Here is a 13779-nt window from a genome sequence, read left to right on the forward strand (position 1 = left end):
GCCGTTTGCGCAGCGAAACAAACATGGCTAGCATTGCGGCAGATGCAATACGAAAGGGCCGCGAATGGCAAGGCTGCTGGCATTCATTATTTTCATCGCGGCACTGGCGGCGGGCGGCATGGACGCGTTTTTCGCCTTCGACAAGCGCACCGATTTCGAATTCCTGTCAATCGGCGACCACTGGTTCCGGCTGGATCCTGACAGCCTGTTCGGAATGCAGGCCGCAATGGAGCAGATGGGCCTGTGGAGCGCGATGGATTATGTGTTTCAATTTCTGATGATGCCCGCCGCCCCGACCCTGGCCGTTATTGCCGTTGTGCTATGGGTTCTGGGTGGATTGTTCCGGCGGAACCGGGTTGCCACGCCAAGGCCGGGCAAGGTGAAGGTGGCCAAAAACTCTACCCGTGCCCGGCGCAACGCTGCCGCGCTTCATGATAACAAGCATGATACAGTGCAGGCCAGCCGCAGCGGGCCGGTCAGGCGAATGCGCTGATGCGCGCGCGTTTGCGGCTGTCGGTCTCAAACAGGCTGGCAAGCTGTTCGGTCATGGCACCGGCCAGCTGTTCGACATCGGTTATGGTCACGGCGCGCTTGTAATAGCGGGTCACATCATGGCCAATGCCAATGGCCAAAAGCTCGACCGCGCGCCGCCTCTCGACCATTTCAATGACATCGCGCAGATGTTTTTCCAGATAGTTGGCCGGGTTCACGCTGAGCGTGCTGTCATCGACCGGCGCACCATCGGAAATCACCATCAGAATCTTGCGCGCCTCGCGGCGGGACGTAATGCGCCGATGCGCCCATTCCAGCGCCTCGCCGTCTATGTTTTCCTTGAGCAGGCCTTCTTTCATCATCAGGCCCAAATTCGGCCGCGCCCGCCGCCACGGCGCATCGGCCGATTTATAGACGATATGGCGCAAGTCATTCAGCCGGCCGGGCAAAGCGGGGCGGTTGGCCGCCAGCCATGCCTCGCGGCTTTGCCCGCCCTTCCAGGCGCGGGTTGTGAACCCCAGAATCTCGCATTTCACCTGGCAGCGTTCCAGCGTGCGGGCCAGAACATCGGCGCAGATCGCGGCAATGGAAATGGGGCGCCCGCGCATCGAGCCGGAATTGTCGAGCAGCAGCGTCACCACCGTGTCGCGAAACTCGGTATCCTGTTCCTGCTTGAAGGAAAGCGGCGTCGTCGGGTTGGCCACCACGCGCGCAAGGCGGGCGGCATCGAGCGTGCCTTCTTCCAAGTCAAACTCCCAGGCGCGGTTTTGTTGGGCCTGCAGGCGGCGTTGCAGCTTGTTGGCAAGGCGGCTGACCGCGCCTTTCAGCGGCTCTAGCTGCTGGTCCAGATAGCTGCGCAAACGCTCCAGCTCGGCAGGGTCGGCAAGGTCTTCGGCAAGAATTTCCTCGTCGAACGCGGTCTGGTAAACCTTGTAGTTGACATCAGCCTCCGAAATGGGGGGCGGTGGCGCGGTTTCATCGGGCGGGGCGCCGTCCTGCATTTCGGCATCGTCCATCGGCTCGGCATCGGCATCATCCTGCAAGGCGGCCTGGGCCTGCTGCTGCTGCTCGTCCTCGCTGCTTTCCTGGCTCTCCTCGTCGGAAGGATCGCCCTCGCTCTCATCCTCGCCGCCATCGTCTTGCGGTTCGCTATCCTCGCCCTCGGATTCCGCGTTCTCCTCGGACTCGTCATCCATCTCGTCGGGGTCATCGCCCAACTGGTCGCCATAGCCAAGGTCGGAGATGACCTGCCGCGCCAGCCGCGCAAAGCTGGCCTGGTCATCCATCATGTCCGAGGCATTGCGCAACGTGTCGCCGGCATTGCTGTCAAGGAACCCCTGCCAGAGGTTCAGCACATTATCGGCCCCTTCGGGCAGGGCGCGGCCCGTGGCCATCTGGCGCAAGTAATAGCCCGCCGCCGTGGCCAGCGGTGCATCGGCGGCGTCGCGCAGTTGCGCATAGCCCATGCGCTTTGCCTCGGCCCCGATGCGCGCATCTATGTTGCGCTGCGTGCCGGGCATGGTTTCCGCCCCCATCGCCTCGCAGCGCGCGGTTTCCATCGCCTCATACAAGGCCGCCGCCACCTCGCCCTGCGGACGGTAACGCCGATGCACGCCCGCATCGTGAAAGCGCAGCTTCAGCGCCAGCGCATCGGCGGTGCCGCGCGCGGCAATCACCTCATCGGCAGCCATGCGGCGGGAAACCTGCGGCAAGCGCAGCCCGCCATCGCCCGTCAACCCCGCCGGGTCGAGCGAGAATGTCACGTTCAGCTCGCCATCACCCGCAATCGCGCGCGTGGCTTCCACCAGCGCCTTTTTGAACGGATCAGAGGGGTTGTCGGATGGTTTAGCCAAGGCTCATGCTCACAGCGCTTTCGGGCAGTTCCTCGTCAAAGCAGCGTTGGTAGAATTCGGCGACCGTCTGGCGCTCCAGCTCGTCGCATTTGTTCAGGAAGGTCAGGCGGAAGGCGAAGCCGACGGAGCCGAAAATCTCGGCATTCTGGGCCCAAGTGATGACAGTGCGGGGTGACATCACCGTCGAAATATCGCCGTTTTTGAACGCGGCGCGCGACAAATCCGCCACGGTAACCATGCGGCCAATGGTTTTGCGGCCTTTTTCGGAATTGTAATGCGGGGATTTGGACAGCACGATCGCCGCCTCGGCATCATGGCTGAGATAGTTCAGCGTGGCGACAAGCGACCAACGGTCCATCTGGCCCTGGTTGATCTGCTGCGTGCCGTGGTAAAGCCCGGTCGTATCGCCCAAACCCACCGTGTTGGAGGTGGCGAAAATGCGGAAATACGGGTGCGGGGTAATCACCTTGTTCTGGTCAAGCAGGGTCAGCTTGCCATCGGTTTCCAGCACGCGCTGGATGACGAACATCACATCGGGGCGGCCTGCATCATATTCATCAAACACAATCGCGCAGTTGTTGCGCAGCGCCCAGGGCAGAATGCCTTCCTGAAACTCGGTGACTTGCTTGCCGTCTTTCAGCTTGATCGCGTCCTTGCCGATCAGGTCGATCCGGCTGACATGGCTGTCAAGGTTCACGCGCACGCAGGGCCAGTTCAGCCGCGCGGCAACCTGTTCGATATGCGTCGATTTGCCCGTGCCGTGATAGCCCTGGATCATCACGCGCCGGTTGTTGCGAAAGCCTGCCAGTATAGCCAGCGTGGTGTCCGGGTCGAACTTGTAGGTGCTGTCGATATCGGGCACACGGTCGCTCCGCTCTTCAAAGCCCTTCACCGACATATCGGAATCAATTCCGAATACTTCGCGAACGTCAATATCTTCGGTGGGCTTGATGCGTTGTTCCATACGGTCCTCTATCGGCGAAATATGCTTGCAAATGCTTGTTCGAGGTATGGATGAATCGTAAAGCGGGTTCAAGAGTAAGCCAGCAAATTGCGCTTGCCATTGCGCGGAAGTCCCATAGTCTGGCAGCAACGCCCCGCAATGAAAGCCAATAAGTGCAGTTGAATGACGTTGAAAAGCTTATCGGACAGGTTGCCTTGCGCGACCGTGCGGCGTTTTTGGCGCTCTATCAGGCGACTTCGGCGAAACTTTTTGGCGTTTGCCTTCGTATCTTAGGGGATAGGGCCGAGTCCGAGGATGCTTTGCAAGAAGCCTATGTCCGGATCTGGCAGCGGGCGGATCAATATGCGCAGCGGGGCTATTCCCCCATGACATGGCTGATCACCATCGCCCGCAACCTTGCGATAGACCATTTGCGCGCGCGCCGTGCGCCCGCCGATGGCACCGAGGTGTTGGAAACCCTGCCCGATAGTGGCCCCAACCCCGAACAGGCCGCGCTTGCGGCCGATGAAGGCGCCCAGCTTGGTGCCTGCCTCGACGGGCTCGACCCTGTCCATTCCGATGCGGTGCGCCGCGTCTATCTGGACGGTGACAGCTACCAGGATCTGGCGACACGCCACGATGTGCCGCTGAATACAATGCGAACCTGGCTGCGCCGCAGCCTGCAAAAACTGAAAGAGTGCCTGAGTAAATGAGCGACACCGACCTGCATAAACCTTCAGACGAGGACAGCGCCGCTGAATACGCGCTGCATCTGATGGCGCCTGCAGAGCGGGCGGCGTTCGAGGCGCGTTTGGCGGCTGAACCCGCCTTGCGCGCAATGGTCGATTTCTGGCACGACCGCCTGTCGCCGCTGGATGGTGAATTCGCCCCTGCCGTGCCGCCCGCCAATCTGTTTGCCAAGGTCGAGGCGCGCTTGTTTGAAACCCCAGCCCGCCGCCGCCTATGGTGGCCGTGGCTGGCGGGCGGGCTTGTGGCCGCAGCCCTGGCCGTGGTTGTGCTGCAACCCGGCCTGTTCGCCCCTGATGCGCCGGTTTACACCGCCGAAATGGCCGATGAATCCCGCAGCATCGTGCTGACTGCCGCTGTCAACGCCGCAACCGGCGCGCTGACCGTGACGCGTGTTTCCGGCATTGTGCCCGAAGGTCGCGACCAGGAGCTTTGGCTGATCGTGCCCGAGGTGGACGCGCCAATTTCACTGGGTGTGCTGCCCGATACCGTGACCGAAATCACCATTCCCGAAACCTTCCGCGCCAATCTGAACCAGGCGGTTCTGGCCATTTCGGATGAGCCTTCGGGTGGCTCGCCAACGGGCGTTGCAACCGGCGCCGTGCTGGCCGTCGGGCCGCTTGCGCTGAACTGATCCGGCTTTACCCGTCGTTTTTTCGCAAAAATTAAACTGTTAAAAAACAACGGTATAGCTGCGTTACCCGGCCTGTTTCCAAAGGTCATCAGAAAAAAATTTCCCACCTTTGAAACTATCTGTCCGCTGCCTGCGTATCTACTTCAGGTCCGCGTGAGAGTAGGACTGCCAACAAAGGAGAGACACAATGAAGATCCGTATGATGACCGCCGCTATCGCCCTGTCGATGACCGCAGGCACCGCATTTGCCGAAAGCCATTCAATGGGCAACCCGATGGTGGGTGGCGCTGAAATGTTCGAAACCATGAACATTGTAGAAAACGCCATGAACTCGGCCGACCACACCACGCTTGTGGCCGCTGTTGCCGCCGCCGGTCTGGTTGAAACCTTGCAGGGCGAAGGCCCGTTCACCGTGTTTGCCCCGGTCAACGCGGCGTTTGATGCGCTTCCCGAAGGCACGGTTGAAAGCCTGTTGTTGCCGGAAAACAAAGATACGCTTGTCAAGATCCTGACCTGCCATGTTGTTCCAACCAATGCGCTTTCAGATGCCATTCGCGGCATGGTTGATGATGATGGCGGCGTCCACAACGTGGAAACCGTTGGCGGCTGCACGCTGAAAGTCAGCTATGGCGCCGATGACAACATCATGATCGAAGACGAAACAGGCGGGGTCGCAAATGTGACGATTGCAGACGTTAAACAGTCAAATGGTGTTATCCATGTGATCGACCGCGTCCTGCTGCCAGCGATGTAATTTCAACGTTGGCGCGCCGGTTTCCCCCACACGGCCGGCGCAACGGGGTCGCATGGTTCGCCATGCGGCCCTTTTTCGTGCCTAATCCCTGAAGCTGCGGCTGGCCTTCACTTGGTCCCAGGCCCAGACGACTTCGGTCAGGCGGTCTTCATCCGCGCGGCTGCCGGAATTCGTGTCGGGGTGAAGGTCTTTGACCAGGGCTTTGTAAACCTTGCGAATTTCGGCCTTGGTCATGTCATCCTTTGCGCCCAGAATATCCAGCGCCTTGCGTTCGGTCGGGGGCAGGCGGCGTTGCGATGAACGTGCGGTCGGGCTGGCGGGGTTCAGCGTGGCCTTGTCGCCCAGCAGTTCATGCGGGTCATCAAAGCCAAAGCGGTGCCAGGCGCGCCCCTCGGGGTTGGCATTGCGCAGCTTTTCGCTTGAGCCTGAAAACGGCTTGGTCGCCCGGCCCCACACGCCATCGGCCTGCACCTGCTCATCGGGGCTGGGGGCGGCGGCGGCGTCAAAAAAGTTCCATTTCTGGTTGAAGGCGCGCACATGATCAAGGCAGAACCAGTGGAACTCGTCGGGGTTGTCCACGCTTTTGGGCGCACGATACTTGCCGGGCTTCTCGCAGCCCGCCTGGTCGCATTTGCGCGACGAGGTTTCCACAGCCCCCGACATGCCGCGCGCACGGGCCCGTTTCTTCTTGTCGGCAGACACGGAAATATCAAATTCGAGTGGCGTGCGACGGCGCATAGGTTGATTCCCCAAAGGCTCAAGAGCGCAACACCATAGCCATTTTGGCGCCAAGGCCAAGGGCGGATTGCTTCAAATTGCCAAACTCTGCCTATTATCGCCGGGATTTGATGAGAACGGTCAGGCCCGCCACCGTGGCCATTACGCCGCCTTCGAGCCAATAGATTTGCGCGCTGGTGAACATCTCGCCAAAGCTGCCGCCATATTGGCGCCCGGAAATGCGCGCCCATTCATTTATCGTTTCAACCCAGCCCTGCGGGGATAATCCGGCATAGCGAAGGATTTCCTCGCCAATGGCCAAGGCTGCGCCCGGCTGGTTCAGGCTCCACAGACCCCAATTTGCAACCAGCATCATCCAGGCACTTGCCAGCGCGAGCAGCAGAACCAGAACCGGGTTGCGCAACCCAAGGCGGCGGGCTGCCCCGGCCACCAGGCGCCCGGCACCAAAGCCAAAAAGCAGCCAGAGTATCACCGCAAGCTGCAAATATTCAAAGCCAGCATCTACCGCATATTGGCTGGCGGCCAGATAGGCGGCAGCGGCCAGACCGCAAATAACGGCTGCGGCCAGCAGTGCAAATATCAGGTTAAATGGAAAAATCAGTCCGCGCCCTTGGGCGTTGCTGGCAGTCGACATAGGTAATAGTCCTGAACTCAATTTATCGAATCGCACAGCCGTGCTTTATTTTGCCCGGTTGGGCAGAGGAGAAAACAAGTGGACTATGCCGCGCGCATACATAGCAAACTTTCAGAGGCATTTCACCCCGAATTGCTTGAAATTCAAGATGATAGCGAGGCGCATCGTGGTCACGGCGGCTATCGCGATGGCGGGCAGACGCATTTTTCGGTGAAAATCCGCGCCGAGGCGTTTCGTGGGCAGTCGCGCGTGGCCGCACAGCGCGCCGTCATGGCTGCGCTGCGCGAGGAACTGGCCGAACGCGTTCATGCGCTGGTGCTGGATGTGGCTGCGCCCTAATCGCGCCCGGCCGGGCCGATTTTCGGGGCGTTTTCATCGCTGTCCGTATCGCGGCTGCTGAGCGGGCTGAATACACCGCTGGTGCTGGTTGTGCGCGGCGCTTCCGGGTCGGCCTGCATTCGCGGTTCGGCCCGCTCGGTCTTGGCCTGGCTGGGGGCGGGCACCGGCGCTATGGTCTCAATCGGCGCGCTTTGCGTTGCAGGCTTTTCAACCGGCTTGTTGCGGGCGCGTTTTTCCACCATCGTTTCAAGGCGCTGGTCAAGCGGCACGGCGCCTTTTGCATCTTTTGCGCGGCGGAAAATCAGAAAGGTTTCTTCGCCGATTTTGGCCTTGCTCAGCAGGCCGGATTTGCCCTCGACCTGAAAGCGTTCCTGGGCCACATACTCCCAGCCTTCGCGGGCTTCGGTATTGATCGCCTCGGCCAGCACATGCGCAAACCGTTCGGGCAGGGTTTTGATGCCCTTCACCTTTTTGGCCACGCTTGGCGCGACAATCACCTTATATTCAAAGTCAGACATCCGCCCTCCTAAAGCCCGAGCTTGGCGCGGACCATTTCATTCACCACTTTCGGGTTGGCCTTGCCCCCCGAAGCCTTGATCACCTGACCCACGAACCAGCCCGCCATAGACGGTTTTTCGCGCGCTGCGGCCGCCTTGTCGGGATTGGCGGCAATCACCTCGTCAACCGCCGCTTCAATCGCGCCGGTATCGGTGACCTGCCGCATCCCGCGTGCCTCGACAATCTCGGCAGGCTCGCCGCCTTCGGTCCAGACAATCTCGAACACATCCTTGGCGATCTTGCCGGAAATTGCGTCAGCCGCAAGCAGGTCCAGCAATCCGCCAAGCTGATCGGCGGAAATCGGCGAGGCGTCGATCTCCAGCCCCTCCTTGTTCAGCCGCCCGAACAGCTCGTTGATGATCCAGTTTGCCGCTGTCTTGCCATCGCGGCCTTTGGCCACGGTTTCAAAGAAATCGGCGTTGATCGTGTCGGCGGTCAGCACGCCGGCGTCATATTCGGTCATGCCGAATTTTTCCACAAAGCGCGCCTTCTTGGCATCGGGCAGTTCGGGCAGGCTGGCGGCAATGCCATCAACCCAGGCCTGTTCAATTTCCAGCGGCAGCAGGTCGGGGCAGGGGAAATAACGATAGTCATGCGCCTCTTCCTTGCTCCGCATCGAGCGGGTTTCGCCCTTGTTGGGGTCATACAGGCGCGTTTCCTGATCGACCGTGCCACCATCTTCCACAATCGCGATCTGGCGCTTCACCTCATAGTCAATCGCCTGCTGGATAAACCGCATGGAGTTCATGTTCTTGATCTCGCAGCGCGTGCCGAGCAGCGAAAAATCGCCCGTTTCGCGGAATTTCTCGTAAGTGCCGGCCGTGCAGATCGACACGTTCACATCGGCGCGCAGGCTGCCTTCCTGCATATTGCCATCGCAGGTGCCCAGATAGCGCAGAATCTGGCGCAGCTTGCGCACATATTCCGCCGCTTCCTCCGGCCCGCGAATATCGGGGCGGCTGACAATTTCCATCAGCGCAACGCCGGTGCGGTTGAGGTCGACAAAGCTCATCTCCGGGTCCATGTCATGAACCGATTTGCCGGCGTCCTGCTCCACATGAATCCGTTCGATCCGCACCTTGCGGCCAATGCCGGGGGCCATGTCGACCAGCACTTCACCCTCGCCCACGATCGGGTGGTAAAGCTGGCTGATCTGATAGCCTTGCGGCAGGTCGGGGTAGAAATAGTTCTTCCGGTCAAAGCTCGAGAACAGGTTGATTTTTGCCTTCAGCCCCAGCCCGGTGCGCACGGCCTGTTCGATGCAAAACGCGTTCACCACCGGCAACATGCCCGGCATGGCGGCATCGACAAGGCTGACATGCGTGTTGGGGGCCGCGCCAAAACCTGTGGATGCGCCCGAAAACAGCTTGGATTTACTGGCGATCTGCGCATGAACCTCCATGCCAATCACCACCTCATAGTCGCCCTTGGCGCCGTGATAGATTTTCGGGGTCGGGTCGGTATAGGCAAGCGTGTTCATCATGGCCCTCAGCTAGGTTTGCGAAGGGTTGTAGGCAGTTAGGCGGGCTTGGGCAAGGGCTCAGCCACGCGCAACAGCGCGGCACAAGGCGATTTGTGCCAATCCGACCAGCAGGAAAGCCGCAACAAGCAGCCCGACCATCTGCACAACCGGGCCATAGCCCGCCGCAGTCGGGTCAAGAAAGAAATAGGGGTAAAGCCCAGTCGCCGCACCGCGCAGCAGGGCATAGGCGCAATAGGCCAGCGGATAAATCAGCCAGTAAAGCGCATGGCTGAACCGCAGCCCGGCCTTTGGCGCAAAGCCCATCCAAAGCCCGATGTAAAGCGCGGGCAGGGCGGTGTGCAACATCTGGTCCAACAGCCAGTTCAGCCCTGTCGGGCTGAACAGCGGGGCCAGCAGAATGTGATACACCACCGCCACAAAGCCGATATACAGCGCCACCGCCGCGCGCAGTGGCGCGTTTTGCGCGATCCGCCCCGAAGGTGCAAGCGCGACCGCACTTAGCACCACTGCGGCCAATGTGTTGGTCAGGATGGTGAAAAAGCTGAACAGATTCACAAGCGCCGCCAGCGCGCCGGAAAAATCCGCATCATTCAGGGTCAGGTAGATTTGCGTACCAAGCGTCGCCCAGGCGGCAAGCGCCACCACAAGGTGAATTCCACGTATCCCCATTCTGCACCCCTGCATGGCTTCAATGGCGCTATTCAACCGCGCCATCGGGCGTGGCGCAAGGGGTTGTTTCCTGTCCATGCGCCTCCAGATAAGCGGCGAGCTTGCCCAATGTCTGATAGCCCAATTCAACCGCGTTATAGGTTTTGGCGGCGCGCAAGTCCTCGGCTGTTGCGAACCGCATACAGAGCCGCAGCGCCGTGCCGCCATCTTGCGGCATCAGCGTAATTTCTGCGGTTTTGGATTGCTCTCCGCGGCCGTCATCATCCAGCAAATAGACAATGCGGCGCGGCTTGTCATAAACCGTAAAGCGGTGGCGGTTGGCAAAGACCGTGCCATCAGGTGCGATCATGTCAAACCGCCATTGCCCGCCTTCGCGCAGGTCTATCTCTTTGGTTTTGCAGCTGAACCCGTCCGGCCCCCACCATGTTGGCAGCACGTTCGGGTCGCTCAGCGCGGCCCAGACCACTTCGGGTGTGGCATTGAACTGGCGTTCCAGCACCATTGTTCGGTTGTCCATAGCCGCGCTCAATTCTGCAGGCCTTGCGCATAGGCTTCCAACTGGTCGGCCACCGTGCCCCAGCCCTCATGAAAGCCCATTTCTTCGTGCCGCTTGCGCGTATCGGGGTTTCCGTGGCGGGCAAGGGCGGTGTATTCGGTGCCATCGGGGTGGTCGGCAAATGTCATGATTGCCGTGAAAAACGGGTTGGGTGCCGGAATGTAACCGGCCAGCAGCGTGTCGGTCGTGACCAGCTTTTCGCCGGTAACAACCTCCAGCACGCAGCCCTCGTTCGGGTATTCGGTCCCGTCAACCTCGAACAGCGAATAAAAGCGCCCGCCGGCGAAAAGCTGCACCTCGGCATCAAGAATTTTATGCGGCCTGGGAATGAAGAAATTCTTCAAATGCTCGGGCTGGGTAAAACATTCCCAGATCAGCGCGCGCGGGGCTTTCAGAATGCGGTGCAATTTCAGGTCGTTCATGGTTTTTCCTTTGTCAGGGTTTCGATATAGGCCTCAAGCCGGTCCAGGCGGCCATTCCACATATCGCGCTGGGCCGACAGCCAGTCTTCCACCGGCGCCAGCGCATCGGGGCGCAGCGCGCACTGCCGTGTGCGCCCTTCTTTTCGGGTTTCGATCAGCCCGCCGTCCTCCAGCTTTTTGATGTGCTGCATCAGCGAGGGCAGGGCCATGTCGAAGGGTTCGGCCAATACGCCCACGCTGGCCGGGCCACGGGCCAGCCGGGCCAGAACCGCGCGGCGCGTCGGGTCGGCAAGCGCATGGAAGATCGAATCGAGTTGCGGCGAATACTTAGTCATAAGCCTAAGTATTGCCGTCGCGCAAAATTTGTCCAGCCCCTTTTGCGGGGCCAAGGTTGCCAGTGGCCCCAAAAAACCCTATCTGGGCGGTATCCCGCCGTATACACATGCTGAATACACATACCCGCAGACCCCAAGTATCAGAGGCCAGAATGACCGCACGCAGCATTAAATCCGGATTGCAGGTCGATGACCGGCTCGTTGCCTTTATCGAGCAGCAGGCGCTGCCCGGCACCGGCATCACGGCCACCGATTTCTGGCGCGGCTTCGAGGCGATCATCTCCGAACTTGCCCCCGAGAACCGCGCGCTGCTGGCGCGACGCGAAGAATTGCAGGCAAAAATTGATGCCTGGCATATCGCCAACCGCGACAAGCCGCATGACGCCGCCGCCTATGGCGCGATGTTGGCCGATATCGGCTATATCGTGCCCGAAGGCGCAGCGTTCGAGATTGAAACCAGCAATATCGACCCCGAAATCGCCTCCATTGCGGGGCCGCAGCTTGTGGTGCCGGTCATGAATGCGCGCTACGCGCTGAACGCCGCCAATGCCCGCTGGGGCAGCCTGTATGATTCGCTTTATGGCACCGATGCGCTGGGCGATTTGCCAAGCGGTAAGGGCTATGATGCGCAGCGCGGCGCGCGCGTCATTGCCTGGGCCAAGGCGCATCTGGACAGGGCAGCGCCGCTGGCGGGCGGAAGCTGGGCCGATGTCACCAGACTGCGCGTTGATGGTGAAATGCTGATCGCCACCACGCCCGAAGGCGAAACCGGCCTTGCCGACCCGTCGCAATTTGTCGGCTATCTGGAAAACGGTCTGTGCCCGTTGCAGGTGCTGTTGCGCAAGAACGGCCTGCTGCTGGAAATTCTGGTCGATCCATCCACCCCGGTTGGCGCGCAAGACCTTGCCGGCATTTCCGACATTTACCTTGAATCCGCCATTTCAGCGATCATGGATTGCGAAGATTCCGTCGCGGCCGTCGATGCCGAAGACAAGGTTCTGGCCTATGCCAACTGGCTGGGGCTGATGAAGGGCGATCTGACCGAGACCGTTACCAAGGGCGGCAAGACCTTCACCCGCAAGCTGAACCCCGACAGCACCTACCAAACGCCTGATGGCGGCAAGCTGACGGTCAAGGGCCGCGCGCTGATGCTGGTGCGCAATGTCGGCCACCTGATGACCAACCCCGCCATTCTGGATGCCGAGGGCCGCGAGGTGCCCGAAGGCATTATGGATGCGATGATCACCACGCTTTGCGCGCTGCATGACCTGAAGTTCAACCATGCCAATTCGGCGGCGGGCTCGATCTATGTCGTCAAACCCAAGATGCACGGGCCACAGGAAGTGGCTTTTGCCGATAAGCTGTTCGACCGAGTGGAAAACGCGCTGCGCCTGCCAAACAATACCGTGAAGCTCGGCATCATGGATGAAGAGCGCCGCACATCGCTGAACCTTGGCGAATGTATCCGCGCCGCGCGCCACCGTGTCGCCTTCATCAATACCGGATTCCTCGACCGGACGGGCGACGAGATCCATACCTCGATGCAGGCCGGGCCGATGCTGCGCAAGGGCGATATGAAAACCGCCGCCTGGATTGGCGCTTACGAAAACAACAATGTCGATACCGGCCTGGCCTGCGGGCTGATGGGGCGCGCGCAAATCGGCAAGGGCATGTGGGCCATGCCGGATTTGATGGCCGATATGCTGGCCCAGAAAGGCGCGCACCCGGCTGCGGGTGCCAATTGCGCCTGGGTGCCCAGCCCCACCGCCGCCACGCTGCACGCCACGCATTACCATCTGTGCGATGTTGCCGCCGTGCAGCAAAAACTGCGCGAAGCAGGCCCGCGCCCGGGCCGTGGCGGGTTGCTGAACATTCCGCTGGCCGCCGGGCAGAACTGGTCGGAAGACGAGATCACCGCCGAGCTGGAAAACAACGCGCAGGGCATTCTGGGTTACGTCGTGCGCTGGGTCGACCAGGGTGTCGGCTGTTCCAAAGTGCCCGATATCAACGATGTCGGCCTGATGGAAGACCGCGCCACCTGCCGCATTTCAAGCCAGCATATGGCCAATTGGCTGGAACATGGCGTGGTGGATGATGTGCGCGTGCTTGAGGTGATGCGCAAAATGGCCAGGGTCGTCGATGCGCAAAACGCCGATGACCCCGCCTATAGGCCAATGGCACCGGGCTATGACGGCCCGGCCTTCAATGCCGCCGTTGATCTTGTGCTGAAAGGCGCCGCACAGCCCTCGGGCTATACCGAGCCGCTGTTGCACGCCTATCGCCAGCAGGCCAAGGAAGACCAGCGCCAGCAGGCAAGCCGCGCAGATGCCGCAAACAGGCTTTAGCGCAAATAGGGCGCGATCTGGTCGAGCAGCGCCAGGCGCTGCTTGCGCCAGGTTTCGGCGGTAAAATCATCCACCGGGTCCAGATTGGTTTCAGCACGGTGGATCTGGTTGTTCAGCGCCTCATAGTCATCGGCCAGTTTGGCAAAATGCGCGTCGTTCAGTTTTAGCGCATGAATGCGCTCGCTCTGATCGGGAAACTGGTCGGCAAGTGAATTTGGCCGGTGGCTCATGCTGTCGCTCCTTCTTTCAGGGCAGTTTGCCCGCGTTGTGCGCCCGC

Annotated in this window: 17 protein-coding genes; 6 read left to right on the forward strand and 11 right to left on the reverse strand. The window is 60.6% G+C overall.

Going from position 1 to position 13779, the window contains the following annotated elements:
• Positions 1-64: 64 nt before the first annotated feature.
• Entirely contained in the window at positions 65-493 is a 429-nt protein-coding gene (locus LGT41_RS08950) for a hypothetical protein (RefSeq protein ID WP_274126533.1), read from the forward strand.
• On the opposite strand, the gene cobT is transcribed toward LGT41_RS08950, so the two are convergent.
• Positions 477-2345: a cobaltochelatase subunit CobT gene (gene cobT, locus LGT41_RS08955; protein WP_274126534.1), complete on the reverse strand. Its 1869-nt coding sequence runs from the start codon at positions 2343-2345 to the stop codon at positions 477-479. The two genes, LGT41_RS08950 and cobT, sit on opposite strands and share 17 nt — an antisense overlap.
• The gene (cobS, locus tag LGT41_RS08960) at positions 2338-3309 is read right to left on the reverse strand and encodes a cobaltochelatase subunit CobS (protein ID WP_274126535.1); all 972 of its coding nucleotides are present in this window, start codon (positions 3307-3309) and stop codon (positions 2338-2340) included. Before cobS ends, cobT begins: the two co-directional genes overlap by 8 nt.
• Positions 3310-3461: 152 nt before the next feature.
• On the opposite strand from cobS, the gene LGT41_RS08965 reads away from it, so the two are divergent.
• The 3 genes from LGT41_RS08965 to LGT41_RS08975 all read left to right on the forward strand — a co-directional run bounded on the left by LGT41_RS08965 (position 3462) and on the right by LGT41_RS08975 (position 5423).
• Positions 3462-4001: a sigma-70 family RNA polymerase sigma factor gene (locus LGT41_RS08965; protein ID WP_274126536.1), complete on the forward strand. Its 540-nt coding sequence runs from the start codon at positions 3462-3464 to the stop codon at positions 3999-4001.
• Positions 3998-4669, forward strand: coding sequence for an anti-sigma factor (locus tag LGT41_RS08970; protein WP_274126537.1), 672 nt, complete (start codon positions 3998-4000; stop codon positions 4667-4669). The genes LGT41_RS08965 and LGT41_RS08970 overlap by 4 nt, the downstream gene beginning before the upstream one ends.
• Before the next feature lie 187 nt (positions 4670-4856).
• Positions 4857-5423: a fasciclin domain-containing protein gene (locus LGT41_RS08975; RefSeq protein WP_274126538.1), complete on the forward strand. Its 567-nt coding sequence runs from the start codon at positions 4857-4859 to the stop codon at positions 5421-5423.
• A gap of 81 nt (positions 5424-5504) precedes the next feature.
• On the opposite strand, the gene LGT41_RS08980 is transcribed toward LGT41_RS08975, so the two are convergent.
• Positions 5505-6161: a J domain-containing protein gene (locus LGT41_RS08980; protein ID WP_274126539.1), complete on the reverse strand. Its 657-nt coding sequence runs from the start codon at positions 6159-6161 to the stop codon at positions 5505-5507.
• 94 nt (positions 6162-6255) lie between these two features.
• Positions 6256-6795, reverse strand: a complete 540-nt coding sequence (locus tag LGT41_RS08985) for a hypothetical protein (protein ID WP_274126540.1) — start codon at positions 6793-6795, stop codon at positions 6256-6258.
• Positions 6796-6873: 78 nt separating this feature from the next.
• On the opposite strand from LGT41_RS08985, the gene LGT41_RS08990 reads away from it, so the two are divergent.
• Positions 6874-7134: a BolA family protein gene (locus tag LGT41_RS08990; protein ID WP_274126541.1), complete on the forward strand. Its 261-nt coding sequence runs from the start codon at positions 6874-6876 to the stop codon at positions 7132-7134.
• Here the strand turns inward: LGT41_RS08990 and LGT41_RS08995 are convergent.
• Genes LGT41_RS08995 through LGT41_RS09020 form a run of 6 tightly spaced genes read right to left on the reverse strand, consistent with a single transcriptional unit; the run spans position 7131 to position 11157 of the window.
• The gene (locus tag LGT41_RS08995) at positions 7131-7652 is read right to left on the reverse strand and encodes a hypothetical protein (protein ID WP_274126542.1); all 522 of its coding nucleotides are present in this window, start codon (positions 7650-7652) and stop codon (positions 7131-7133) included. The two genes, LGT41_RS08990 and LGT41_RS08995, sit on opposite strands and share 4 nt — an antisense overlap.
• 8 nt (positions 7653-7660) lie before the next feature.
• On the reverse strand, positions 7661-9172 hold the full coding sequence (gatB, locus tag LGT41_RS09000) for an Asp-tRNA(Asn)/Glu-tRNA(Gln) amidotransferase subunit GatB (protein WP_420720212.1): 1512 nt from the start codon (positions 9170-9172) through the stop codon (positions 7661-7663).
• A gap of 60 nt (positions 9173-9232) precedes the next feature.
• The gene (locus LGT41_RS09005; protein ID WP_274126544.1) at positions 9233-9844 is read right to left on the reverse strand and encodes a Pr6Pr family membrane protein; all 612 of its coding nucleotides are present in this window, start codon (positions 9842-9844) and stop codon (positions 9233-9235) included.
• 28 nt (positions 9845-9872) lie between these two features.
• Entirely contained in the window at positions 9873-10361 is a 489-nt protein-coding gene (locus LGT41_RS09010; protein WP_274126545.1) for an SRPBCC domain-containing protein, read from the reverse strand.
• A gap of 8 nt (positions 10362-10369) precedes the next feature.
• A complete protein-coding gene (locus LGT41_RS09015; RefSeq protein ID WP_274126546.1) occupies positions 10370-10822 on the reverse strand; it encodes an SRPBCC family protein in 453 nt (150 codons plus the stop codon).
• A complete protein-coding gene (locus tag LGT41_RS09020) occupies positions 10819-11157 on the reverse strand; it encodes an ArsR/SmtB family transcription factor (RefSeq protein WP_274126547.1) in 339 nt (112 codons plus the stop codon). Before LGT41_RS09020 ends, LGT41_RS09015 begins: the two co-directional genes overlap by 4 nt.
• 152 nt (positions 11158-11309) lie before the next feature.
• Between LGT41_RS09020 and LGT41_RS09025 the strand changes: the two genes are divergently transcribed.
• Positions 11310-13502, forward strand: coding sequence for a malate synthase G (locus tag LGT41_RS09025; protein WP_274126548.1), 2193 nt, complete (start codon positions 11310-11312; stop codon positions 13500-13502).
• Here LGT41_RS09025 and LGT41_RS09030 read toward each other — a convergent pair.
• Complete coding sequence (locus LGT41_RS09030) at positions 13499-13732, reverse strand: HP1242/YdcH family protein (protein ID WP_274126549.1); 234 nt, start codon at positions 13730-13732, stop codon at positions 13499-13501. The genes LGT41_RS09025 and LGT41_RS09030 overlap by 4 nt on opposite strands.
• Positions 13733-13779: the final 47 nt, after the last annotated feature.

The organism is Abyssibius alkaniclasticus (assembly GCF_020447305.1).
In the GTDB taxonomy this organism is placed as follows: Bacteria; Pseudomonadota; Alphaproteobacteria; order Rhodobacterales; family Rhodobacteraceae; genus Abyssibius; species Abyssibius alkaniclasticus.

Bases quoted from the DNA above. Each gene is read 5' to 3' on its own strand.
- LGT41_RS08950 (WP_274126533.1), top strand. From the start codon at position 65: ATGGCAAGGCTGCTGGCATTCATTATTTTCATCGCGGCACTGGCGGCG.
- cobS (WP_274126535.1), bottom strand. From the start codon at position 3,309: ATGGAACAACGCATCAAGCCCACCGAAGATATTGACGTTCGCGAAGTA.
- LGT41_RS08970 (WP_274126537.1), top strand. From the start codon at position 3,998: ATGAGCGACACCGACCTGCATAAACCTTCAGACGAGGACAGCGCCGCT.
- LGT41_RS08975 (WP_274126538.1), top strand. From the start codon at position 4,857: ATGAAGATCCGTATGATGACCGCCGCTATCGCCCTGTCGATGACCGCA.
- LGT41_RS08980 (WP_274126539.1), bottom strand. From the start codon at position 6,161: ATGCGCCGTCGCACGCCACTCGAATTTGATATTTCCGTGTCTGCCGAC.
- LGT41_RS08985 (WP_274126540.1), bottom strand. From the start codon at position 6,795: ATGTCGACTGCCAGCAACGCCCAAGGGCGCGGACTGATTTTTCCATTT.
- LGT41_RS08995 (WP_274126542.1), bottom strand. From the start codon at position 7,652: ATGTCTGACTTTGAATATAAGGTGATTGTCGCGCCAAGCGTGGCCAAA.
- gatB (WP_420720212.1), bottom strand. From the start codon at position 9,172: ATGAACACGCTTGCCTATACCGACCCGACCCCGAAAATCTATCACGGC.
- LGT41_RS09005 (WP_274126544.1), bottom strand. From the start codon at position 9,844: ATGGGGATACGTGGAATTCACCTTGTGGTGGCGCTTGCCGCCTGGGCG.
- LGT41_RS09010 (WP_274126545.1), bottom strand. From the start codon at position 10,361: ATGGACAACCGAACAATGGTGCTGGAACGCCAGTTCAATGCCACACCC.
- LGT41_RS09015 (WP_274126546.1), bottom strand. From the start codon at position 10,822: ATGAACGACCTGAAATTGCACCGCATTCTGAAAGCCCCGCGCGCGCTG.
- LGT41_RS09020 (WP_274126547.1), bottom strand. From the start codon at position 11,157: ATGACTAAGTATTCGCCGCAACTCGATTCGATCTTCCATGCGCTTGCC.
- LGT41_RS09025 (WP_274126548.1), top strand. From the start codon at position 11,310: ATGACCGCACGCAGCATTAAATCCGGATTGCAGGTCGATGACCGGCTC.
- LGT41_RS09030 (WP_274126549.1), bottom strand. From the start codon at position 13,732: ATGAGCCACCGGCCAAATTCACTTGCCGACCAGTTTCCCGATCAGAGC.